Genomic DNA, 22,264 nt, shown 5'->3' on the forward strand with positions numbered 1-22,264 from the left:
TCAAACCGGACGATCACTTGTGATGACCGTCGAGGGACGAAACCGGTTGTTTCAGCAAGAGGCCGGTCGACAGACCGGCCCTCGCGGCGAAAATCAGATATCCAGCAGCAGACGAGCCGGGTCTTCAAGCAGGTTCTTGATGGTTACCAGGAACGTCACGGCTTCTTTGCCGTCGATCAGGCGGTGATCGTAGGACAGAGCCAGGTACATCATCGGACGAATCACGACCTGACCGTTGATCGCCATCGGACGCTGCAGGATGTTGTGCATGCCCAGGATAGCCGCTTGCGGCGGGTTGACGATCGGGGTCGACATCATCGAACCGAATGTACCACCGTTGGTGATGGTGAACGTACCGCCGGTCATCTCTTCGATGGACAGCTTGCCGTCACGGGCCTTCTTGCCGAAGGTAGCGATGCCGCCTTCGATTTCGGCCAGGCTCATCAGCTCGGCGTTGCGCAGGACCGGAACCACCAGGCCACGGTCGCTGGAGACCGCAACACCGATGTCGGCGTAGCCGTGGTAGACGATGTCGGAACCGTCGATCGACGCGTTGACGGCCGGGAAGCGTTTCAGCGCTTCGGTGGCAGCCTTGACGAAGAACGACATGAAGCCCAGGCGTACGCCGTTGTGGGACTTCTCGAACAGGTCCTTGTACTTAGAACGCAGGGCCATGACTTCGGTCATGTCGACTTCGTTGAACGTGGTCAGCATCGCCATGTTCGACTGGGCTTCAACCAGGCGCTCGGCGACCTTGGCACGCAGGCGGGTCATCGGAACGCGTTTTTCGACGCGGTCACCGGCAGCGAACACTGGCGCGGAAGCGGCAGGCGCGGCTGGCTTGGCCGGGGCAGCGGCTGGAGCGGCTTTCTTGGCGGCAACGGCGGCAACCACATCTTCCTTGGTCACGCGACCGCCTTTGCCGGTACCGGCAACGGAAGCGATGTTGATGCCGTTTTCTTCAGCCAGCTTGCGAGCGGCCGGAGCGGCGACTGGATCGTCTTCGCCCGAGGCAGCAGGCGCGTCGGCTTGAGCAGCAGCCGGTGCGGCAGCGGCGGCTGGAGCGGCGGCGGCAGCACCGCCCTCTTCGATGGAGCCCAGGACTTCAGCGGACAGCACGGTGTCGCCTTCGTTCTTGACGATAGCGCCCAGGACGCCGTCAGCTTCGGCCAGTACTTCCAACACGACCTTGTCGGTTTCGATGTCGACGATCAGTTCGTCGCGCTTGACCGCGTCGCCCGGTTTTTTGTGCCAGGTGGCAATGGTGCCATCGGCAACCGATTCCGGGAAAGTGGGGGCTTTGATCTCGATAGCCATTATCTGTGGTTCCTTAAATTCGGTTTCAGGTGCGCGAAGGCATTAAACGGTAAAGGCATCTTGCAGCAGTTTTTCCTGCTGCTCGGCGTGCATCGATGCATAACCACAAGCAGGTGCGGCAGACGCATCACGGCCGGCATATTCAAGGCCCAGGGCCTTGTTATGGTTGCCGATGCTGCGACGCAGGTGATGCTGGCTGCTGTACCACGCGCCTTGGTTCATCGGTTCTTCCTGACACCACACCACATGGGTGAGGTTGGTGTAAGGCGCGATGGCCTCCATCAGGTCCTCTTCCGGGAACGGGTAAAGCTGCTCGATACGCACGATGGCGATGTCTTCGCGGCCTTCGGCACGACGTTTTTCCAGCAGGTCGTAGTAGACCTTGCCGCTGCACAGGATCAGGCGGGTCACCTTCGCTGCGTCCAGGGTATCGATTTCCGAAATGACGGTCTGGAACGAGCCTTCGGCCAGGTCTTCGAGCGTGGAAATCGCCAGTTTGTGACGCAGCAACGACTTCGGTGTCAGCACGATCAGCGGCTTGCGCAGCGGACGGATGACCTGACGACGCAGCAGGTGGTAGATCTGCGCCGGGGTCGTTGGTACGCAAACCTGGACGTTGTGCTCGGCGCACAGTTGCAGGTAACGCTCCAGACGTGCCGAAGAGTGCTCCGGCCCCTGCCCTTCATAACCGTGTGGCAACAGCATGGTCAGGCCGCAGAGACGACCCCACTTGTGCTCGCCGCTGGTGATGAACTGGTCGACAACCACCTGGGCACCGTTGGCGAAGTCGCCGAACTGGGCTTCCCAGATCACCAGCGCATTCGGCTCGGTGGTGGAATAGCCATATTCGAACGCCAGGACGGCTTCTTCGGACAGCAGCGAATCGTACAGGTCGAAACGTGGCTGGCCCTTGTACAGGTGTTGCAGCGGGATGTAGGTGCTGGCGTCTTTCTGGTTGTGCAGCGCCGCGTGACGGTGCGAGAAAGTGCCGCGGCCTACGTCCTGGCCGGTGATGCGAATCGGGTGACCTTCGAACGCCAGGGTCGCGTACGCCATGGTTTCGGCGTAACCCCAGTTGATCGGCAGGCCGCCGGCTTGCATCTTTTGCCGGTCTTCGTAGATCTTCGCGACCTGACGCTGGACCACAAAGCCTTCCGGGATTTCCAGCAGCTTGGCGGACAGTTCCTGCAAGGTCTTGAGATCGAAGCGCGTGTCGTGACGAGCGGTCCAGGCGTGGCCCAGGTAAGGACGCCAGTCCACGAACAGTTCCTTGTTCGGTTCCTTGACCAGGCTCTTCACAACGTGCAGGCCGTTATCCAGGGCGTTGCGATATTCATCGACTTTTTCCTGGACGCGCTCGGCATCCAGCACACCGCTCTGGGTCAGGCGCTCGGCGTACAGCTCACGGGTGGTGCGCTGCTTGGCGATCTGCTGGTACATCAGCGGCTGGGTGCCGCTTGGCTCGTCGGCCTCGTTGTGGCCGCGACGACGGTAGCAGACCAGGTCGATCACCACGTCGCGCTTGTACTGCATGCGGTAGTCGATGGCCAGTTGGGTCACGAACAGCACGGCTTCCGGGTCATCGCCATTCACATGGAGAATCGGCGCCTGGATCATTTTCGCGACGTCGGTTGCGTACTCGGTGGAACGCGAGTCCAGCGGGTTGCTGATGGTGAAACCGACCTGATTGTTGATGACGATGTGAACCGTACCACCGGTCTTGAAACCGCGGGTCTGGGACATCTGGAAGGTTTCCATGACCACGCCTTGACCGGCGAATGCCGCGTCACCGTGGATGGAAATTGGCAATACCTTCTCACCGGTCGGATCGTTGCGACGATCCTGGCGCGCACGGACGGAACCCTCGACCACCGGGGAAACGATTTCCAGGTGGGACGGGTTGAACGCCATGGCCAGGTGGACTTCGCCACCTGTGGTCATCACGTTGGACGAGAAGCCCTGGTGATACTTCACGTCACCGGAACCCAGCTCGACCTTCTTCTTGCCTTCGAACTCGTCGAACAGCTCGCGTGGGTTCTTGCCGAAGGTGTTGACCAGTACGTTCAGGCGGCCACGGTGGGCCATGCCGATGACGACTTCCTTGGTGCCGTAGGAACCGGAGCGCTGGATCAGCTCGTCCAGCATCGGAATCAGGCTTTCGCCGCCTTCCAGGCCGAAACGCTTGGTGCCTGGGTATTTGGTGCCCAGGTATTTTTCCAAGCCTTCACCGGCGGTGACGCGCTCGAGCAAGTGGCTCTTGATGTCGGCGGAGTACGTCGGACGGCCACGAACGCTTTCCAGACGCTGCTGGAACCACTGGCGCTGCTCGGAATCGGTGATGTGCGTGAATTCAGCGCCGATGGTGCGGCAATATGTCTGCTGCAACGCTTCGTGAATTTCGCGTAGGCTCGCTTCCTCTTTGCCGATGAACAGGTCGCCGGCACGGAAGGTCGTATCAAGATCGGCATTGGTCAAGCCGTAATGAGTGATCGACAGGTCTGCAGGAGCAGGACGCTGCCACAGCCCCAGCGGGTCCAGCTGGGCTGCCTGGTGGCCACGCATCCGGTAGGCCTGGATCAGTCGCAGCACTTCAACTTGCTTCTTCTCATGCTCGGAGCTCACGCTGCCGGCGGAAACCGGTTGAGCGCGGCGCTGGTTCTTTGCCAGCAGCACGAAATGATCGCGAATCGTCGAGTGCGAAACATCGGTGGCAGAGTTACCGTCAGCCGGCAACTTCTGAAAGTAGGTGCGCCATTCTTCTGGCACAGCGTTAGGGTCGTGCAGGTAGAGCTCGTAGAGCTCTTCCACATAGGCAGCGTTACCACCGGAGAGGTGGGCACTGTTCCACATGCGCTGCATCACGCTTTCTTGCATGCTTGGTCACCCTCGATTAGGGGAACACCACCGGCGAAAACACCGAGCAAACTTGCAGAAGTCCGAGTGCAGCGACTAAAACAAGCCACTTAGGATCACGCTGATAGTCCGGGTACCAGCCCGGATGCCCCTGCTTGTCTCATTTCTTCAAAATAAGAACGACCGCTTTGTGAGCGGCTGTTCTGGTTATAGCCAGGACGTGGGTTGAAGCCCACGCCCTCGCCTCTACGGGTACAGCGGTTCTACGGGTACAGCAGCTGAATCACACGCCGTTTTGCAGCAGCATGTTACGTACGTGACCGATGGCCTTAGTCGGGTTCAGGCCTTTCGGGCAGACGTTGACGCAGTTCATGATCCCGCGGCAGCGGAATACGCTGAACGGGTCATCCAGTGCGGCCAGACGCTCGGACGTCTTGGTGTCACGGCTGTCTGCCAGGAAGCGGTACGCTTGCAGCAGGGCGGCCGGGCCCAGGAATTTGTCCGGGTTCCACCAGAAGGATGGGCACGAGGTCGAGCAGCAAGCGCACAGGATGCACTCGTACAGACCGTCGAGCTTTTCACGCTCTTCAGGGGACTGCAGACGCTCGATGGCCGGAGCCGGCGTGTCGTTCTGCAGGAATGGCTTCACCTTCTCGTATTGCTTGTAGAAGATGCTCATATCGACGACCAGGTCACGGATGACCGGCAAACCTGGCAGCGGACGAACGATCAGCTTGTTGCCCTTGACCACGGCCGACAGCGGCGTGATGCAGGCCAGGCCGTTCTTGCCGTTGATGTTCATGCCATCGGAGCCACAAACGCCCTCGCGGCACGAGCGACGATAGGAAAAACCTTCGTCCTGCTCTTTGATCAAGGCCAGCACGTCCAGCACCATCAGGTCTTTACCACCGGTATCGACCTGGAAGTCCTGCATGAACGGCGCGGCGTCCTGATCAGGGTTGTAGCGATAAACACTGACTTGCAACATAGCGGTCACCCTTAATAAGTCCGGACTTTTGGTTCGAAAGTCGGAACAGTCTTCGGCGAGAAGTTCACGGCACGCTTGGCGACGCGTTTTTCACCTGGGAAGTACAAGGTGTGGCACAGCCAGTTTTCGTCGTCACGGTCTTCGAAGTCTTCGCGGGCGTGGGCACCACGGGACTCTTTGCGCACTTCTGCGGCGATGGCGGTGGCTTCGGCCACTTCCAGCAGGTTCTGCAGCTCCAGCGCTTCGATACGCGCAGTGTTGAACGCCTGCGACTTATCGTTGATCTTCACGTTGGCGATTCGTTCACGCAATTGTGCGAGCTGGGCGATACCCTTCTGCATGTACTCGCCGGTACGGAACACACCGAAGTAGTTCTGCATGCAGCTTTGCAGCTCGCGGCGCAGGGTGGCGACGTCTTCGCCTTCGGTGCGCTCGTTGAGGCCAGCCAGACGCTTGAGGGCCACGTCGATGTCGGTGTCGCTGGCGTCGCGGTATTCGATACCGTCGGTCAGCGCTTTTTCCAGGTGCAGGCCGGCAGCGCGGCCGAACACCACCAGGTCGAGCAGCGAGTTGCCGCCCAGGCGGTTGGCACCGTGTACCGATACGCAAGCCACTTCACCCACGGCGAACAAGCCAGGGATGATTTCGTCCACGCCTTCGGCGTTCTGAGTGATTGCCTGGCCATGAATGTTGGTGGCAACGCCGCCCATCATATAGTGGCACGTTGGAACCACTGGAACCGGCGCAACGACTGGGTCGACGTGAGCGAAGGTCTTCGACAGCTCGCAGATACCCGGCAGGCGGCTGTGCAGCACTTCCTCGCCAAGGTGGTCGAGCTTGAGCATCACGTGGTCGCCATTCGGGCCACAGCCGTTGCCGGCGATGATCTCTTTAACCATCGAACGAGCCACGACGTCGCGACCGGCAAGGTCCTTGGCGTTCGGAGCATAACGCTCCATGAAACGCTCGCCGTGCTTGTTGATCAGGTAACCGCCTTCACCACGGCAGCCTTCGGTGACCAGTACACCAGCGCCGGCGATGCCGGTCGGGTGGAACTGCCACATTTCGATGTCTTGCACCGGCACGCCAGCACGCAGGGCCATGCCAACGCCGTCACCGGTGTTGATCAGGGCGTTGGTGGTGGAGGCGTAGATACGGCCTGCACCGCCGGTCGCCAATACGGTGGCTTTCGAGCGGATGTAGGTGGTTTCGCCGGTTTCGATGCAGATCGCGATCACACCGACGAACGCGCCGTCCTGGTTTTTCACCAGGTCAACGGCGTAGTACTCGTTCAGGAACGTGGTGCCGGCTTTCAGGTTGCCCTGATAAAGGGTGTGCAGCAGAGCGTGACCGGTACGGTCGGACGCCGCGCAAGTACGCGCAGCCTGGCCGCCCTTGCCGTAGTCCTTGGACTGGCCACCGAACGGACGCTGGTAGATGCGGCCGGTTTCGGTACGCGAGAACGGCAGGCCCATGTGGTCCAGCTCGAACACAGCGGCCGGGCCTTCTTGACACATATATTCGATAGCGTCCTGGTCACCGATGTAGTCGGAACCCTTGACGGTATCGTACATGTGCCAACGCCAGTCATCGTTCGGGTCGGCCGAAGCGATGGCGCAGGTGATGCCACCCTGGGCGGACACGGTATGCGAACGGGTCGGGAAAACCTTGGTGATCACGGCAGTCTTGTGACCGCCCTGTGCCAGTTGCAGCGCAGCGCGCATGCCGGCACCGCCACCACCAATGATGATGGCGTCGAAAGAAATCGTTGGAATGTTAGCCATGAATCAGATACCCCAGAGAATCTGCACACCCCAGACGAAGTAAGCGAACATCGCAACGCCGCATACTGCCTGGAAGAGGAAACGTACGGCAGTCGCCGACTTGCCGAACGCCATCTGCGTCAGGTAGTCGGTCGCGATGGTCCACATGCCGACCCAGGCGTGGGCGCCCAGTGCGACAAGTGCCAGCAGACTGAAGATACGCATCCAGTTGTTTGCAAACAGTTCATGCCATTGGGCGTAGCCCAGGCCGGGGTTGGCGACTACATATCCAATCAGAAAGATGAAATAAGCCGCGAGAACGACCGCAGACACACGCTGCGCCATCCAGTCATACAGGCCAGAACGCGAGAGGTTCGTGACGTTGGTTACCATATCCAGACTCCTGCCAGAACGATTACCACCACCGAAACGGCGATAACGATTTTCGAGCCCAGCTTGCCGCCTTCCAGCGTCTCACCGATGCCCATGTCCATGATCAAGTGGCGCACACCGGCGACCAAGTGATACAGCAAGGCGGACAGGATGCCCCAAATCACTAGCTTGGCTAGCGGACTGGTCAGACACGCTTTCACCTGACCGAAGCCTTCTTCCGAATCGAGCGACTTGTCCAATGCATAAAGCATGATGGCCAGGCTGACGAAGAGGATGACACCGGAAATACGGTGAAGAATGGACGTGTAAGCAGTGACTGGGAGTTTGATGGTCCTTAGGTCTAGGTTTACAGGTCGTTGGCTTTTCACGGCTTTTTTTTCACACTGAAGAGCCCCTAACAATCAGGGCAAAGTTGTTGGGGCGCGCACTGGTCAGGTACTCACCACCCAGGGAGTGACGACCCCCAAGAAAGCAGGCCCAAAAGCCCCTGGCGGTCGGTGGCCGAGTATAGACAGTTAGGCTACTAATGACAACGCGTTCACCTTCCCCTAATAGCGCATTGCACATATGAGGCAAAAGGCGTAAACGGCAGGCAATTTCGCGGAAAAAGTCCGGTTAAAGCCTTCTGGAGCAAGACTTTAGGCAAATTGACATTCGGATTTATCTCACTATAGTGGTGCGGGCCCTGCGTGGGGGGTCTGTCTGATGATTCCAAGCATTAATAGGAGGCCACATGGCTGACAAAAAAGCGCAGTTGATCATCGAGGGCGCAGCCCCCGTCGAGCTGCCCATTTTAACCGGCACCGTTGGTCCCGATGTAATCGACGTACGGGGCCTGACGGCCACGGGCCGTTTCACCTTTGACCCAGGTTTCATGTCGACCGCCTCGTGCGAATCGAAAATCACCTATATCGACGGCGACAACGGCATCCTGCTGCACCGCGGCTACCCGATCGAGCAACTGGCTGAAAAATCGGACTACCTGGAAACCTGCTACCTGCTGCTCAACGGCGAATTGCCGACCGCAGAGCAAAAGGCCCAGTTCGTCAGCACCGTGAAGAACCACACCATGGTTCATGAACAGTTGAAGACCTTCTTCAACGGCTTCCGTCGCGATGCCCACCCGATGGCCGTCATGTGCGGCGTTGTCGGTGCCCTCTCGGCCTTCTACCACGACTCCCTGGACATCAATAACCCCCAGCATCGCGAAATCTCCGCGATCCGCCTGGTGGCGAAGATGCCGACCCTGGCAGCCATGGTCTACAAGTACTCCATGGGCCAGCCCATGATGTACCCGCGCAACGACCTGACCTATGCAGAGAACTTCCTGCATATGATGTTCAACACCCCGTGCGAGATCAAACCGATCAGCCCGGTGCTCGCCAAGGCCATGGACCGGATCTTCATCCTCCACGCCGACCACGAGCAGAACGCCTCCACGTCCACCGTGCGCCTGGCCGGTTCGTCGGGTGCCAACCCGTTCGCCTGTATCGCCGCCGGTATCGCCGCGCTCTGGGGCCCTGCCCACGGCGGTGCGAACGAAGCGGTACTGACCATGCTCGATGAAATCGGCGATGTCTCCAACATCGACAAGTTCATCGCCAAGGCCAAGGACAAGAACGATCCGTTCAAGCTGATGGGCTTCGGTCACCGGGTCTACAAGAACCGCGACCCACGCGCCACCGTCATGAAGCAGACCTGCGACGAAGTGCTCAAGGAACTGGGGATCAAGAACGATCCGCAACTCGAACTGGCCATGCGCCTGGAAGAGATCGCCCTGACCGACCCGTACTTCATCGAGCGCTCGCTGTACCCGAACGTCGACTTCTACTCGGGGATCATCCTCAAGGCGATCGGCATTCCAACCAGCATGTTCACCGTGATCTTCGCCCTGGCGCGGACCGTCGGCTGGATCTCTCACTGGAAGGAAATGCTCTCCAGCCCGTACAAGATCGGCCGCCCACGCCAGCTGTACACCGGCTACGAGTCGCGTGACATCACCAAGCTGGAAGACCGCAAGTAAGACCTGCCTTGCGATAGGTCCCAAGCTGCACTGAAACAGCCCCCGCTTCTTATATAAGAGCGGGGGCTGTTTTGTTTATGCCTCTTTTAATCTGATCCGGTAACTGCATTGGCAGACCCGGCGCCATCGCGAGCAAGCTCGCTCCCGCAGGATGAACGTGCTCCAGTGTGGGAGCGAGCTTGCTCGCGATGGGGGCAGGCCTGCCTTCCATAAACCTTACACAAAAAAATACCCCAGCCTCTCGACCGGGGTATTTCTTCAAGCACTTACCTCTGCATCAGTGGTTCACCGCCCCACTCGCCCCCAGGCCAGTCTGCGAACGCACGAACTGCGGGAAGAACAGCGCCCGCTCGTTGACGCCTTCGGCCGACTTGTCGGTAACGGAGAAGAACCAGATGCCAACGAACGCGATGATCATCGAGAACAGCGCAGGGTATTCGTACGGGAAGATCGCCTTCTCGTGACCCATGATCTGTACCCAGATGGTCGGGCCGAGCACCATCAGGCCCACGGCACTGATCAGGCCCAGCCAGCCACCGACCATGGCGCCACGGGTGGTCAGCTTCTTCCAGTACATCGAAAGCAGCAGCACCGGGAAGTTGCAGCTTGCCGCGATGGAGAACGCCAGGCCCACCATGAACGCGATGTTCTGCTTCTCGAACAGGATGCCCAGGCCGATCGCCAGCACTGCCAGGGCAATGGTGGTGATCTTCGAGACGCGAATCTCGTCCTTCTCGTTGGCCTTGCCCTTCTTGATCACGCTGGCATACAGGTCATGGGACACCGCCGAAGCACCGGCCAGGGTCAGGCCCGCTACCACCGCCAGGATGGTCGCGAACGCCACCGCCGAAATGAAGCCCAGGAAGATGCTGCCGCCAACCGCGTTGGACAGGTGCACCGCCGCCATGTTGTTGCCGCCCAGCAAGGCACCTGCCGCGTCCTTGAAGGCCGGGTTGGTGCTGACCAGCAGGATCGCGCCGAAGCCGATGATGAAGGTCAGGATGTAGAAGTAGCCGATGAAGCCAGTGGCATACAGCACGCTCTTGCGAGCTTCCTTGGCGTCGCTCACGGTGAAGAAGCGCATCAGGATGTGCGGCAGGCCAGCGGTACCGAACATCAGCGCCAGGCCAAGGGAGAAGGCCGAGATCGGATCCTTCACCAAGCCGCCGGGGCTCATGATCGCCTCGCCTTTAGGGTGAACCTTGACTGCTTCGGCGAAGAGCATGTTGAAATCGAAGTTGACGTGCTTCATCACCATCAGGGCCATGAACGACGCACCCGACAGCAACAGCACCGCCTTGATGATCTGCACCCAGGTCGTCGCCAGCATGCCGCCGAACAGTACATAGAGGCACATCAGGATGCCGACCAGGATCACCGCAACGTGGTAGTCCAGGCCGAACAGCAGCTGGATCAGCTTGCCGGCACCGACCATTTGCGCGATCAGGTAGAACGCCACCACCACCAGCGAGCCGCTGGCGGACAAGGTGCGGATCTGGGTTTGCCCGAGGCGATAGGACGCCACGTCGGCAAAAGTGTATTTACCCAGGTTACGCAGGCGCTCTGCGATCAGGAACAGGATGATTGGCCAGCCCACCAGGAAGCCGATGGAGTAGATCAGGCCATCGTAGCCGGAGGTGAATACCAGTGCGGAAATCCCAAGGAAGGACGCCGCCGACATGTAGTCGCCCGCAATCGCCAGGCCGTTCTGAAAGCCGGTGATCTTGCCGCCGGCCGCATAGTAGTCGGCCGCCGAGTTGTTTTTCTTGGAAGCCCAGTAGGTGATGTACAGGGTCGCGCCCACGAAGGCCACGAACATCAAGATAGCCGGGACGTTGAGGGGTTGTCTCTGCACGGCGCCGGTCAGGGCGTCAGCCGCCCAGGCACCCGGTGCAAATGCTGCAATGCTCAAAAGAGCCAGTAGACGCCGGATCATTGCTGAGCCTCCTTGAGAATCGCATTGTTCAGGTCGTCGAATTCGCCGTTGGCGCGTCGCACGTAGATGCCGGTCAGGACGAAGGCCGACAGAATCAAGCCAACCCCGATAGGGATACCCCAGGTGATGGTCGACTCGGGCGACATCTTGGCCCCGAGAATATGCGGCCCATAGGCGATCAGAAGAATGAAGCCGGAATACAGCCCTAGCATGATCGCCGAGAGAATCCAGGCGAACTTCTCTCGCTTTTTCACCAGCTCCTTGAAGCGCGGGCTGTTTTGAATCGAGAGGTAAATGCTGTCGTTCATTGTTTTTATCCTCGCAGCACAGATTTATTTGGTACCGCTCTACTCTATGCGGCTGAAGGCCAGGTTCCAGACGACCTTAGTATTAGAACGACATGACGGTTGCGCCAGTTTTCCGCACATTTCCATACTCACCCTCCTGTGGGAGCGAGCTTGCTCGCGATAGCGGTGTGTCTGCTTGCATCTCTGTTGAATGTTGCGTCGTCATCGCGAGCAAGCTCGCTCCCACAGTGTTTTGAGGAGAATCCAGGAATCGCGGGCACAAAAAAGCCGCATGACACAACGTCATGCGGCTTTTGGAACAGTCAAACCAGGCCGATTACTTGCCGGTCCACTCCTTCACGCGGTCCGGGTGCTTGGCGACCCAATCCTTGGCGGCGGCGTCCGGCTTGGCGCCTTCCTGGATCGCCAGCATGACTTCGCCGATTTCGTCTTTCGAGGCCCACTGGAACTTCTTCAGGAATTCGGCCACTTCTGGCGCCTTGGTGCCCAATTCCTTGCTGCCGATGCTGTTCACGGTTTCAGCCGCGCCGTAGACGCCTTTCGGGTCGTCCAGGAAGCGCAGTTTCCACTTGGCGAACATCCAGTGCGGCACCCAACCGGTGACGGCGATGGACTCGTTCTTTTTCTCGGCACGGGTCAGCTCGGCGATCATGCCGGCGCCGGAACTGGCCTTGAGTTGATAGCCGGTCAGGTCGTAGTCCTTGATGGCCTGGTCGGTCTTGAGCATTACGCCTGAACCGGCGTCGATGCCAACGATGCGCTTCTTGAAGGAGTCATCGGTCTTCAGGTCTTCGAGCGACTTGGCCTTGACATACTCCGGTACGATCAGGCCGATCTTCGCGTCCTTGAAGTTGGGACCGTAGTCGACGACCTGGTCTTTGTTCTTCGTCCAGTAATCGCCGTGGGTCACCGGCAGCCAGGCCGACAGCATCGCATCGAGCTTGCCGGTGGCAACGCCCTGCCACATGATCCCGGTCGCGACAGCCTGCAACTTCACATCGTAGCCAAGTTTTTGCTTGATCACTTCGGCGGCCACGTGAGTGGTCGCAACGCTGTCGGACCAACCGTCAACGTAGCCAATGCTCAGGGTTTTGGTTTCGGCGCTGGCCAAGGTGGAGCTGATCGCCAGTACCAGTGCGGCACCTGCGCCCAAGAGTCGTCGCATCTTCATCGTTACTTCCCCGAAAGTGCTGCGCCCGGCGGATGCCGAGCGGCTTCAACGTATTGTTATGGTGCCCAGCGCCCCCATCACGCTCGCCTGCAAACCGCTCCGAACGCCAGTGGAGTACTGACCGACTGATCATCAACCTGCGCCGATCTGGAACCTGCTCTGTCTGCGACGCCGAAGCAGCGAGAAACGACATCAGAAAGCCAGCAACCCATCTAACCGGTTTAGCAGGGTCATTTTCGCCCAAACTTTGCATGCCAGTACCAGGAAGCTGGCGGCTCCACTAGCCGCCTCCACGCTCCAACGTGTATTGTCCCGCTACTGTCGCGCCTCGCACGCGCTTGTTTTGCAGCCGTCATGGCACTTGGCTTCACTTCGATGGTCATAGGCTGCGAACCTCATTCGGCACCTTCCTCTAAGGGATCCAGTCATGCTCCGTTCCTTGCGCTTCGCTGCCCTCCTCGGCGGCCTTATCCTGAGTGCGTCCGCGCTGGCGGTGGATGTCGACGCCGCCAGCTATGGCTACCCCCTGACCAACCCGTTCGAGGCGACGATCGCGACAACGCCGCCAGACCTTAGACCGGAACTGCCGCTGAACGAAGACATCGACCAGGCGGACTACAACGTCACCCTGCGCCCCGAACGGGAGTTCATCCTGCCGGACAATTTCTGGCCGGTGAAAAGCCTCACCTACCGCATGGCCACCCAGGACAAACCGGCGCCGCTGATCTTCCTGATCGCCGGCACCGGCGCGCGGTATGACAGCACGCTCAACGAATACCTCAAGCGCCTCTATTACAAGGCCGGTTACCACGTGGTGCAGCTGTCTTCGCCCACCAGCTTCGACTTCATGAGCGCCGCTTCGCGCTTCGCCACACCGGGCATCACCAAGGAAGATGCCGAAGACATGTATCGAGTGATGCAGGCCGTGCGCGCGCAAAATCCAAAAGTGCCCGTGACCGAGTACTACCTGACCGGCTACAGCCTCGGCGCACTGGACGCAGCGTTCGTCGCGCACCTGGACGAAACCCGACGCAGCTTCAACTTCAAGAAAGTGTTGCTGCTCAACCCACCGGTGAACCTCTATACCTCGATCACCAACCTGGACAAGCTGGTCCAGACCGAGGTCAAGGGCATCAACAGCACCACCACGTTCTATGAACTGGTCCTGAACAAGCTGACCCGCTACTTCCAGCAAAAAGGCTACATCGACCTCAACGATGCGCTGCTCTACGATTTTCAGCAGTCCAAGCAGCACTTGAGCAACGAGCAGATGGCGATGCTGATCGGCACGTCGTTCCGTTTCTCGGCGGCCGACATCGCCTTTACTTCGGATTTGATCAATCGTCGCGGCCTCATCACCCCGCCCAAGTTTCCGATCACCGAGAGCACCAGCCTGACGCCATTCCTCAAGCGCGCGCTGCAATGCGACTTCGATTGTTATCTCACCGAGCAGGTGATCCCGATGTGGCGAGCACGCACTGACGGCGGCAGCCTGCTGCAACTGGTTGACCAGGTCAGTCTCTATGCACTGAAGGATTACTTGCAGGCCAGCCCGAAGATCGCGGTCATGCACAACGCCGACGATGTGATCCTCGGCCCGGGTGACCTGGGCTTCCTGCGCAAGACCTTTGGTGATCGCCTGACGGTCTACCCGCTGGGCGGCCATTGCGGCAACCTTAACTATCGCGTCAACAGCGACGCCATGCTGGAGTTCTTCCGTGGCTAAATACCTCCTGCTGATCGCCGCGTTAATGAGCGCGGGCATGGTCCACGCCGATAACAGCAAGGCCGACGCGCCTGTGGTGGTGGACTCGGACGGCTTCAAGGAGCCGCTGACCAAACTCAAGTTCAACCCGGGCCTGGATCAACGGGAATTCGAACGCTCGACGCTCAACGCGCTGAACGTCTACGACCCATTGGAATCCTGGAACCGACGCGTCTACCACTTCAATTACCGCTTCGACCAGTGGGTGTTCCTGCCCGTGGTCGACGGCTATCGCTACATCACCCCAAGCTTTGTGCGCACCGGGGTCAGCAATTTCTTCAATAACCTGGGGGACGTGCCGAACCTGATGAACAGCCTGCTGCAATTCAAGGGCAAGCGTTCGATGGAAACCACGGCGCGGCTGCTACTCAACACCACCGTCGGCATCGCCGGCCTGTGGGACCCGGCCACCGCCATGGGCCTGCCGCGCCAGAGCGAAGACTTCGGCCAGACCCTTGGCTTCTACGGCGTACCGGGCGGTGCGTACTTCGTCCTGCCGATCTTCGGCCCTTCGAACCTGCGCGACACGTCGGGCTTGTTGGTGGACTACACGGCGGAATCGGCGATCAACTTCCTCAACGTGTCGGAGGTCAGCTCCAACCACCCGGAACTGTTGTTGCTGCGCGGCGTGGACAGGCGCTACCAGACGAGCTTCCGCTACGGCCAGCTGAATTCGCCGTTCGAGTATGAAAAGGTGCGGTACGTGTATACCGAGTCGCGGAAGTTGCAGATCGCCGAGTAACGTTCGGAGACCGCAAAACCACTGTGGGAGCGAGCTTGCTCGCGATAGCAGTCTGTCAGGCAACATTAATGTTGGATGTCAGACCGTCATCGCGAGCAAGCTCGCTCCCACAGTTGTAATGCGTTGGCAGACTCAGCCTTTCAGCGCTTTCCAGATTTTGCCCACGACGAGCACACCCGCCAACACCATCGCCCCCGCGACAATTCCCGCCACCGCATTGAGCAGCATTGGCACGATGAACCCGGCGCCACCGGCACTCGCGGCAACGCCTTCGATCCAGTGATGCACCGCCGGCACGCCATGGGTGAGGATCCCGCCGCCCACCAGGAACATCGCTGCCGTGCCGATCACCGACAGGCTTTTCATCATGTAAGGCGCTGCGCGCAGGATCGCCCCGCCAATGCTCTTGGCGGCCTGCCCTGGCTTCTGGGTCAGCCACAAGCCCAGGTCATCGAGCTTGACGATTCCCGCCACCAGGCCGTAGACGCCGACGGTCATGACAATGGCGATGCCCGACAGCACGATCACCTGCTGGGTCAACGGCGCATCGGCAACAGTGCCGAGAGTAATGGCGATGATCTCCGCCGAGAGGATGAAGTCGGTACGCACCGCGCCCTTGATCTTGTCCTTTTCGAAGGCGACCAGATCGACCGCTGGATCCGCCACCGCCTCGACCAGTTGCGCGTGTTCGGCCCGGTCCTCGGACTTGCTGTGAAGGAATTTGTGGGCGAGTTTTTCGAACCCTTCGAAACACAGGTAGGCGCCGCCGACCATCAACAGCGGCGTCACCAGCCAAGGGACGAAGGCACTGATGGCCAGCGCCGACGGCACCAGGATCAGCTTGTTGATAAAGGATCCCTTCGCCACCGCCCAGACCACTGGCAGCTCCCGCTCGGCACGCACGCCTGACACCTGCTGGGCATTGAGCGCCAGGTCATCGCCCAGCACGCCGGCGGTTTTCTTGGCGGCCATCTTGGTCATCAATGCCACATCGTCGAGCACGGTAGCGATGTCGTCGATCAAAACCAGCAAACTGCTTCCAGCCATGGGGGGCTCCTTGAACAAATAATGCTGCGAAGCATAGCGCGAGCCGCGCATCCTAGGGGCATTCTTGAGCGTCGCGCGAGGCCGGTGCTACCATGCGCAACCGCCAGAACCGGCAAGGAAACCCAGGGTTTATGAGCACTATCCGCGAGCGCAACAAAGAACTGATCCTGCGTGCCGCCAGCGAAGAATTTGCCGACAAGGGCTTCGCCGCGACCAAAACCAGCGACATCGCGGCCAAGGCGGGCCTGCCCAAACCCAACGTCTACTACTATTTCAAGTCCAAGGAAAACCTCTATCGTGAGGTCCTGGAAAGCATCATCGAACCCATCCTCCAAGCCTCGACACCGTTCAACGCCGATGGCGAGCCGGGCGAAGTGCTGAGCCACTACATCCGCTCCAAGATCCGTATCTCACGCGACCTGCCCTTCGCCTCGAAAGTCTTCGCCAGCGAAATCATGCACGGCGCCCCGCACCTGAGCACGGACCTGGTGGAACAGCTCAACGCCCAGGCCCGGCACAACATCGACTGCATCCAGACCTGGATCGACCGCGGCCAGATCGCCCCCCTCGACCCCAACCACCTGATGTTCAGCATCTGGGCCGCCACCCAGACCTACGCCGATTTCGACTGGCAGATCAGCGCCGTGACCGGCAAGGCCAAGCTGGATGAAGCGGATTACGAAGCGGCGGCGCAGACGATTATCCGGTTGGTTTTGAAGGGGTGTGAGCTGAACTGATAGACCGAGCTGCCCTCATCGCGAGCAAGCTCGCTCCCACACGGGATTTTCGGTATTCAGACTTTGTGTGACCAACATCAAGCCCTGTGGGAGCGAGCTCGCTCGCGATGAACGCAACTCGATTTCCAGTCAAAGCCAAATGGCATCCCAGAGCGGATAGTCACCAAGCCTTTTCACCAGCCCTGCCCGCAGCGGATTTGCGACCACATAACGCGCCATAATTATCAACTCTTCCTCCCGCCGCAGTGCCCGATCATGGTAGCCCGGCTGCCAAAGGCTGCCCCTGGACTCTGTGGCCCTGTTCACTGCCTGAGCACTCAAGGACTTGGTTTTTTGCATCAATTGCTGCAACGAGCTTTGCTGCAATTGAACCAGCCAATGGAAATGATCAGGCATGACGACCCAAGCCAATGTCTTCGCCCATTTTTTATCCTGAGCGCACCGAAACTGTTTAACGACCAGTCGGCCTAAGGCAACATTTTGGAAAACAGGCTTTCGTTCAGCGGTGTTAGTAGTCAGTAAATAGATTCGATTCAACTCACCGTAGCGACCGGTGCGCAAGCGATGTGAAGCAGGTAAACCAGGCATTCCTTGCCTCTCCAATGATCAAGTCACTAAAGGGTAGGCCAGCGTACGTTGAATGCCGGGCAAACTTTTAGCTGGATGTGTCTGCAGGATCGCCATCGCGAGCAAGCTCGCTCCCACAGGGGATTTGCAGGTTCATAAATAATGTGTCCAACATCAAACCCTGCTCGCGATGGCGCCAGTCCATTCACCCCATCATCAAGCAACCATCCCGGCATCCGCTTTCAACGCCGAAGCCTCCACCGCCTTCACCGCCACCTGCTCGTCCACATCCGAAACATCCCCGCTGATTCCCATCGCCCCCAGCACCTTCCCGGCCTGATCCCTGATCAACACCCCGCCCGGGGCCGGCACGATGTTGCTTTGGCCCAAGCCATTCAAAGCAGCAAAGAACGCTGGGCGTTGCTGGGCGTCCTGGGCGAGAAGCCGCGAGCCTTTGCCCAGGGCGATGGCCCCCCAGGCCTTGCCGATGGCGATCTGCGGGCGAAGCAGGCTGGCGCCGTCTTCGCGTTGCAAGGCAACCAGGTGCCCGCCGCTGTCCAGGACCGCGACGGTCAGGGGTGCGGCGCTTATTTCACGACCGATGGCAAGGGCTTGCCCAGCCAGGTCGAGGGCGATTTTCAAAGTCAGAGCGCTCATGGGTGCTGTCCTTCTTTTGTCATGGGAAAGCCTCGGCTTCACTTTGCAGCAAAACCGAACCTCACAAATAGAACACAACACGTTATGTTTTTGTATACAATAATTTCCGCAAACCAACCTTATTCAGCAAAGAGCCGCTATAAACCAGCTAGGCCGACGAATGAAACAGCTGCTTGAGGAAAGGGATTGACCTGCGCCATCCGCCGTGAATAAACTCTTCGCACAGCCACTTGTATACAATTACAAAACGTAAGAGGCACAAAATAATGAGCAAAATGAGAGCAATCGAAGCCGCCGTTCTGGTGATGCGCCGTGAAGGCGTGGACACCGCCTTCGGCATCCCGGGTGCTGCGATCAACCCGCTGTACTCCGCCCTGCAGAAGGTGGGTGGCATCGATCACGTCCTTGCTCGCCACGTTGAAGGTGCCTCGCACATGGCCGAGGGCTACACCCGGACTAAGGCCGGCAACATCGGCGTGTGCATCGGCACCTCGGGCCCGGCTGGTACGGACATGGTGACCGGCCTCTACAGCGCGTCGGCCGACTCGATTCCGATCCTGTGCATCACCGGACAAGCGCCCCGCGCCCGGATGCACAAGGAAGACTTCCAGGCTGTGGATATCACCAGCATCGTCAAGCCAGTGACCAAGTGGGCCACCACTGTTCTGGAACCCGGCCAGGTGCCGTATGCCTTCCAGAAGGCTTTTTATGAAATGCGCTCCGGCCGTCCCGGCCCGGTGCTGATCGACCTGCCGTTCGACGTACAGATGGCCGAGATCGAATTCGACATCGACGCCTACCAGCCGCTGCCCCTGGCCAAACCCGCGGCCAACCGCGTGCAGATCGAGAAAGCCCTGGCAATGCTCAATCAGGCCGAGCGCCCCTTGCTGGTGGCCGGTGGCGGCATCATCAACGCCGATGCCAGCGACCTCCTGGTGGAATTCGCCGAGCTGACCGGCATCCCGGTCATTCCTACGTTGATGGGCTGGGGCACCATCCCCGATGATCACCCGTTGATGGTCGGCATGGTCGGCCTGCAGACCTCGCATCGCTATGGCAACGCTACGTTGCTCAAGTCTGACGTCGTGCTGGGCGTCGGCAACCGCTGGGCCAACCGTCACACCGGTTCGGTGGATGTCTACACCGAAGGCCGCACGTTCATTCACGTCGACATCGAACCCACCCAGATCGGCCGTGTATTCACCCCCGACCTGGGCATCGTCTCCGACGCCGCTTCGGCCCTGACTGTGTTTATCGAGGTGGCCCGTGAATGGCAAGCGGCCGGCAAGCTGAAGAACCGCACCGCCTGGCTGCAGGACTGCCAGCAACGCAAGGCCAGCCTGCAACGCAAGACCCACTTCGACAACGTGCCGGTCAAGCCGCAGCGTGTCTACGAGGAAATGAACCAGGTGTTCGGCAAGGACACCTGCTACGTCAGCACCATCGGCCTGTCGCAGATCGCCGGGGCGCAGTTTCTTCACGTCTACAAGCCACGCCATTGGATCAACTGCGGCCAGGCCGGTCCCTTGGGCTGGACCATCCCAGCCGCCCTGGGAGTGGTCAAGGCCGATCCGAACCGCAAAGTCGTAGCGCTGTCGGGCGACTATGATTTCCAGTTCATGATCGAAGAATTGGCGGTGGGCGCGCAGTTCAAGCTGCCGTACATCCATGTCGTGGTGAACAATTCCTACCTGGGCTTGATCCGCCAGGCCCAGCGCGGTTTCGACATGGACTACTGCGTGCAGCTGTCGTTCGACAACCTCAATGCCCCGGAACTCAACGGCTATGGCGTTGACCACATCGCCGTCGCCGAAGGCCTGGGCTGCAAGGCTCTGCGAGTGTTCGAACCGTCTGGCATCCAGCCGGCACTGCGCAAGGCTCAGGAAATGATTGAGGAATTCAAGGTGCCGGTGATCGTCGAGATCATTCTGGAACGCGTGACCAACATTTCCATGGGCACCGAGATCAACGCCGTCAATGAATTTGAAGACCTGGCGCTGGTAGGCAACGATGCACCTACGGCCATCTCATTGCTCGACTGACCGAGTGGCCCCCTTGTGGGAGCGAGTAAGCTCGCTCCCACAAGGGGGCCTGCCAACTATCCACAGGAGACAACCATGCCGCGTTTCGCCGCCAACCTGTCCATGCTGTTCACCGAACAGGATTTTCTCGCCCGTTTCGAAGCGGCCGCCAAGGCCGGTTTCAGTGGAGTCGAATACCTGTTCCCCTACGATTACAGCTCTGCCGAACTCAAGGCCCTGCTCGACGCCAACGGCCTGACCCAGGTGCTGTTCAACCTGCCGGCCGGCAATTGGGCAGACGGTGAGCGCGGCATTGCTTGCCTGCCGGACCGAGTCGAAGAGTTCCGCGCCGGGGTCGACCTGGCGATCGCCTACGCAAAAGTGTTGGGCAATACCCAGGTCAATTGCCTGGCCGGGATTCGTCCACAGAAGTGCGACGAGGCACTGGCGGAAAAAACCTTCGTCGCCAACCTCAAATACGCCGCCGAAAAGCTGCAAGGCGAAGGCATCAAGTTGGTCATGGAAGCCATCAATACCCGCGACATCCCGGGCTTCTACCTGAACAACACGGCCCAGGCCCTGTCGATCCGCGAGCAGGTGGGCAGCGCCAATCTGTTCCTGCAGTACGACATCTACCACATGCAAATCATGGAAGGCGACCTGGCCAGGACGCTGTCGGCGCACCTGGGCGAGATCAACCATGTGCAATTGGCGGACAACCCGGGCCGCAACGAGCCGGGCACCGGCGAGATCAACTACCGCTTCCTGTTCGAACACCTGGATCGCATCGGCTACCAGGGTTGGATCGGCTGCGAATACAAGCCGCTGTCCACTACCGAAGCGGGACTGGGCTGGCTGAAAACCCATAACGCAATCTGACTGGCGAGAGCTCGTGTGGCGAGGGAGCTTGCTCCCGCTCGGCTGCGAAGCAGACGCATGTTTTTTCACCGATGGATTTCTGGGGCCGCTTCGCGGCCCAGCGGGAGCAAGCTCCCTCGCCACAGAGTCCGTGGGCACTTTAATAAGAGAGGATTTTTCTCATGGCTAAAATCGGATTCATCGGCACCGGCATCATGGGCCACCCAATGGCTCTCAACCTGCAAAAAGCCGGTCACAGCCTGTTCCTGACCCAACACCACGACGCCGCCCCGGCCGATCTCGTGGCCGGTGGCGCGGTGGCATTGGCCAATCCTCGGGAAGTCGCCCAGGAAGCCGAATTCATCATCGTCATGGTCCCGGACACGCCACAGGTCGAGGACGTGCTGTTTCGCGCCGATGGCGTCGCGGCCGGCGTGGGTGCGGGCAAGGTAGTGATCGACATGAGCTCGATCTCGCCGACCGCCACCAAGACCTTCGCGGCGAAAATCAATGAAAGGGGCGCGCAGTACCTTGACGCCCCGGTGTCTGGCGGCGAAGTCGGCGCCAAGGCCGCGACCCTCAGCATCATGGTCGGTGGCGACAACGCTGCCTTCGAACGAGCCCTGCCGCTGTTCCAGGCCATGGGCAAGAACATCACCCTGGTCGGTGGCAACGGCGACGGCCAGACCGCCAAAGTGGCGAATCAGATCATCGTTGCCCTGAACATCCAGGCCGTGGCCGAAGCCCTGTTGTTCGCCTCGAAAAACGGTGCCGACCCCGCCAAGGTCCGTGAAGCGCTGATGGGTGGTTTCGCTTCGTCGAAGATCCTCGAAGTCCATGGCGAGCGCATGATCAAGGGCACTTTCGACCCGGGCTTCCGCATCAGCCTGCACCAGAAGGACCTGAACCTGGCCCTGCAAGGCGCCAAGGAACTGAACATCAACCTGCCCAACACCGCCAACGCCCAGCAAGTGTTCAGCACCTGCGCGGCCATCGGCGGCAGCAACTGGGACCACTCGGCGTTGATCAAAGGGCTGGAGCATATGGCGAACTTCTCGATTCGCGACAACTGACACTCGAACAACCCTGTGGGAGCGAGCTTGCTCGCGATAGCGGTC

The 22,264-nt window shown here is 59.7% G+C and carries 19 protein-coding genes; 7 read left to right on the forward strand and 12 right to left on the reverse strand.

What is annotated here, in order from left to right:
* Positions 1-93 precede the first annotated feature (93 nt).
* The 6 genes from odhB to sdhC all read right to left on the reverse strand — a co-directional run bounded on the left by odhB (position 94) and on the right by sdhC (position 7,682).
* Positions 94-1,317 carry a 2-oxoglutarate dehydrogenase complex dihydrolipoyllysine-residue succinyltransferase gene (gene odhB, locus M1D68_RS18155; protein WP_420766933.1) on the reverse strand — a complete coding sequence of 408 codons (1,224 nt, stop codon included), beginning with the start codon at positions 1,315-1,317 and terminating at the stop codon, positions 94-96.
* A 42-nt stretch (positions 1,318-1,359) separates the two neighbouring features.
* Positions 1,360-4,191 (reverse strand): 2-oxoglutarate dehydrogenase E1 component, encoded by a 2,832-nt coding sequence (locus M1D68_RS18160; RefSeq protein ID WP_420766934.1) that lies wholly within the window; start codon positions 4,189-4,191, stop codon positions 1,360-1,362.
* Positions 4,192-4,453: 262 nt separating this feature from the next.
* Positions 4,454-5,158 carry a succinate dehydrogenase iron-sulfur subunit gene (locus tag M1D68_RS18165; protein WP_039594133.1) on the reverse strand — a complete coding sequence of 235 codons (705 nt, stop codon included), beginning with the start codon at positions 5,156-5,158 and terminating at the stop codon, positions 4,454-4,456.
* Positions 5,159-5,169: 11 nt separating this feature from the next.
* Positions 5,170-6,942 (reverse strand): succinate dehydrogenase flavoprotein subunit, encoded by a 1,773-nt coding sequence (gene sdhA / locus M1D68_RS18170; RefSeq protein ID WP_039594132.1) that lies wholly within the window; start codon positions 6,940-6,942, stop codon positions 5,170-5,172.
* Positions 6,943-6,945: 3 nt separating this feature from the next.
* On the reverse strand, positions 6,946-7,314 hold the full coding sequence (gene sdhD, locus M1D68_RS18175; RefSeq protein WP_003179222.1) for a succinate dehydrogenase, hydrophobic membrane anchor protein: 369 nt from the start codon (positions 7,312-7,314) through the stop codon (positions 6,946-6,948).
* Positions 7,308-7,682: a succinate dehydrogenase, cytochrome b556 subunit gene (sdhC, locus tag M1D68_RS18180; RefSeq protein ID WP_024780620.1), complete on the reverse strand. Its 375-nt coding sequence runs from the start codon at positions 7,680-7,682 to the stop codon at positions 7,308-7,310. Before sdhC ends, sdhD begins: the two co-directional genes overlap by 7 nt.
* A 365-nt stretch (positions 7,683-8,047) precedes the next feature.
* Here sdhC and gltA point away from each other — a divergent pair, with 365 nt between their 5' ends.
* Positions 8,048-9,337, forward strand: a complete 1,290-nt coding sequence (gene gltA / locus M1D68_RS18185; protein WP_003172803.1) for a citrate synthase — start codon at positions 8,048-8,050, stop codon at positions 9,335-9,337.
* Positions 9,338-9,614: 277 nt separating this feature from the next.
* On the opposite strand, the gene M1D68_RS18190 is transcribed toward gltA, so the two are convergent.
* The 3 genes from M1D68_RS18190 to M1D68_RS18200 form a co-directional block, all read right to left on the reverse strand.
* Positions 9,615-11,273 (reverse strand): cation acetate symporter, encoded by a 1,659-nt coding sequence (locus M1D68_RS18190; RefSeq protein WP_434607175.1) that lies wholly within the window; start codon positions 11,271-11,273, stop codon positions 9,615-9,617.
* Entirely contained in the window at positions 11,270-11,581 is a 312-nt protein-coding gene (locus M1D68_RS18195) for a DUF485 domain-containing protein (protein WP_457967992.1), read from the reverse strand. Before M1D68_RS18195 ends, M1D68_RS18190 begins: the two co-directional genes overlap by 4 nt.
* Positions 11,582-11,897: 316 nt before the next feature.
* Positions 11,898-12,752 carry a glycine betaine ABC transporter substrate-binding protein gene (locus M1D68_RS18200; protein WP_420766939.1) on the reverse strand — a complete coding sequence of 285 codons (855 nt, stop codon included), beginning with the start codon at positions 12,750-12,752 and terminating at the stop codon, positions 11,898-11,900.
* Between the two features lie 427 nt (positions 12,753-13,179).
* On the opposite strand from M1D68_RS18200, the gene M1D68_RS18205 reads away from it, so the two are divergent.
* A complete protein-coding gene (locus M1D68_RS18205) occupies positions 13,180-14,478 on the forward strand; it encodes a serine/threonine protein kinase (protein WP_420766940.1) in 1,299 nt (432 codons plus the stop codon).
* Positions 14,471-15,259 carry an MlaA family lipoprotein gene (locus M1D68_RS18210; protein WP_420766941.1) on the forward strand — a complete coding sequence of 263 codons (789 nt, stop codon included), beginning with the start codon at positions 14,471-14,473 and terminating at the stop codon, positions 15,257-15,259. The genes M1D68_RS18205 and M1D68_RS18210 overlap by 8 nt, the downstream gene beginning before the upstream one ends.
* Before the next feature lie 132 nt (positions 15,260-15,391).
* Here M1D68_RS18210 and M1D68_RS18215 read toward each other — a convergent pair whose 3' ends face one another.
* Entirely contained in the window at positions 15,392-16,306 is a 915-nt protein-coding gene (locus tag M1D68_RS18215; RefSeq protein WP_457967993.1) for a DUF808 domain-containing protein, read from the reverse strand.
* A gap of 131 nt (positions 16,307-16,437) precedes the next feature.
* On the opposite strand from M1D68_RS18215, the gene M1D68_RS18220 reads away from it, so the two are divergent.
* Positions 16,438-17,043, forward strand: a complete 606-nt coding sequence (locus tag M1D68_RS18220) for a TetR/AcrR family transcriptional regulator (RefSeq protein WP_457967994.1) — start codon at positions 16,438-16,440, stop codon at positions 17,041-17,043.
* 129 nt (positions 17,044-17,172) lie between these two features.
* Here M1D68_RS18220 and M1D68_RS18225 read toward each other — a convergent pair whose 3' ends face one another.
* Positions 17,173-17,631 (reverse strand): REP-associated tyrosine transposase, encoded by a 459-nt coding sequence (locus tag M1D68_RS18225; RefSeq protein ID WP_457967995.1) that lies wholly within the window; start codon positions 17,629-17,631, stop codon positions 17,173-17,175.
* Between the two features lie 195 nt (positions 17,632-17,826).
* On the reverse strand, positions 17,827-18,267 hold the full coding sequence (locus M1D68_RS18230; protein ID WP_420766945.1) for a GlcG/HbpS family heme-binding protein: 441 nt from the start codon (positions 18,265-18,267) through the stop codon (positions 17,827-17,829).
* A gap of 266 nt (positions 18,268-18,533) precedes the next feature.
* On the opposite strand from M1D68_RS18230, the gene gcl reads away from it, so the two are divergent.
* The 3 genes from gcl to M1D68_RS18245 all read left to right on the forward strand — a co-directional run bounded on the left by gcl (position 18,534) and on the right by M1D68_RS18245 (position 22,219).
* A complete protein-coding gene (gcl, locus tag M1D68_RS18235) occupies positions 18,534-20,309 on the forward strand; it encodes a glyoxylate carboligase (protein WP_434560083.1) in 1,776 nt (591 codons plus the stop codon).
* A gap of 75 nt (positions 20,310-20,384) precedes the next feature.
* Complete coding sequence (hyi, locus tag M1D68_RS18240) at positions 20,385-21,167, forward strand: hydroxypyruvate isomerase (RefSeq protein WP_420766947.1); 783 nt, start codon at positions 20,385-20,387, stop codon at positions 21,165-21,167.
* 161 nt (positions 21,168-21,328) lie between these two features.
* Positions 21,329-22,219 (forward strand): 2-hydroxy-3-oxopropionate reductase, encoded by an 891-nt coding sequence (locus M1D68_RS18245; protein ID WP_420766948.1) that lies wholly within the window; start codon positions 21,329-21,331, stop codon positions 22,217-22,219.
* The last annotated feature ends 45 nt before the right edge of the window (positions 22,220-22,264 follow it).

It is taken from the genome of Pseudomonas sp. R4-84, assembly GCF_054130985.1.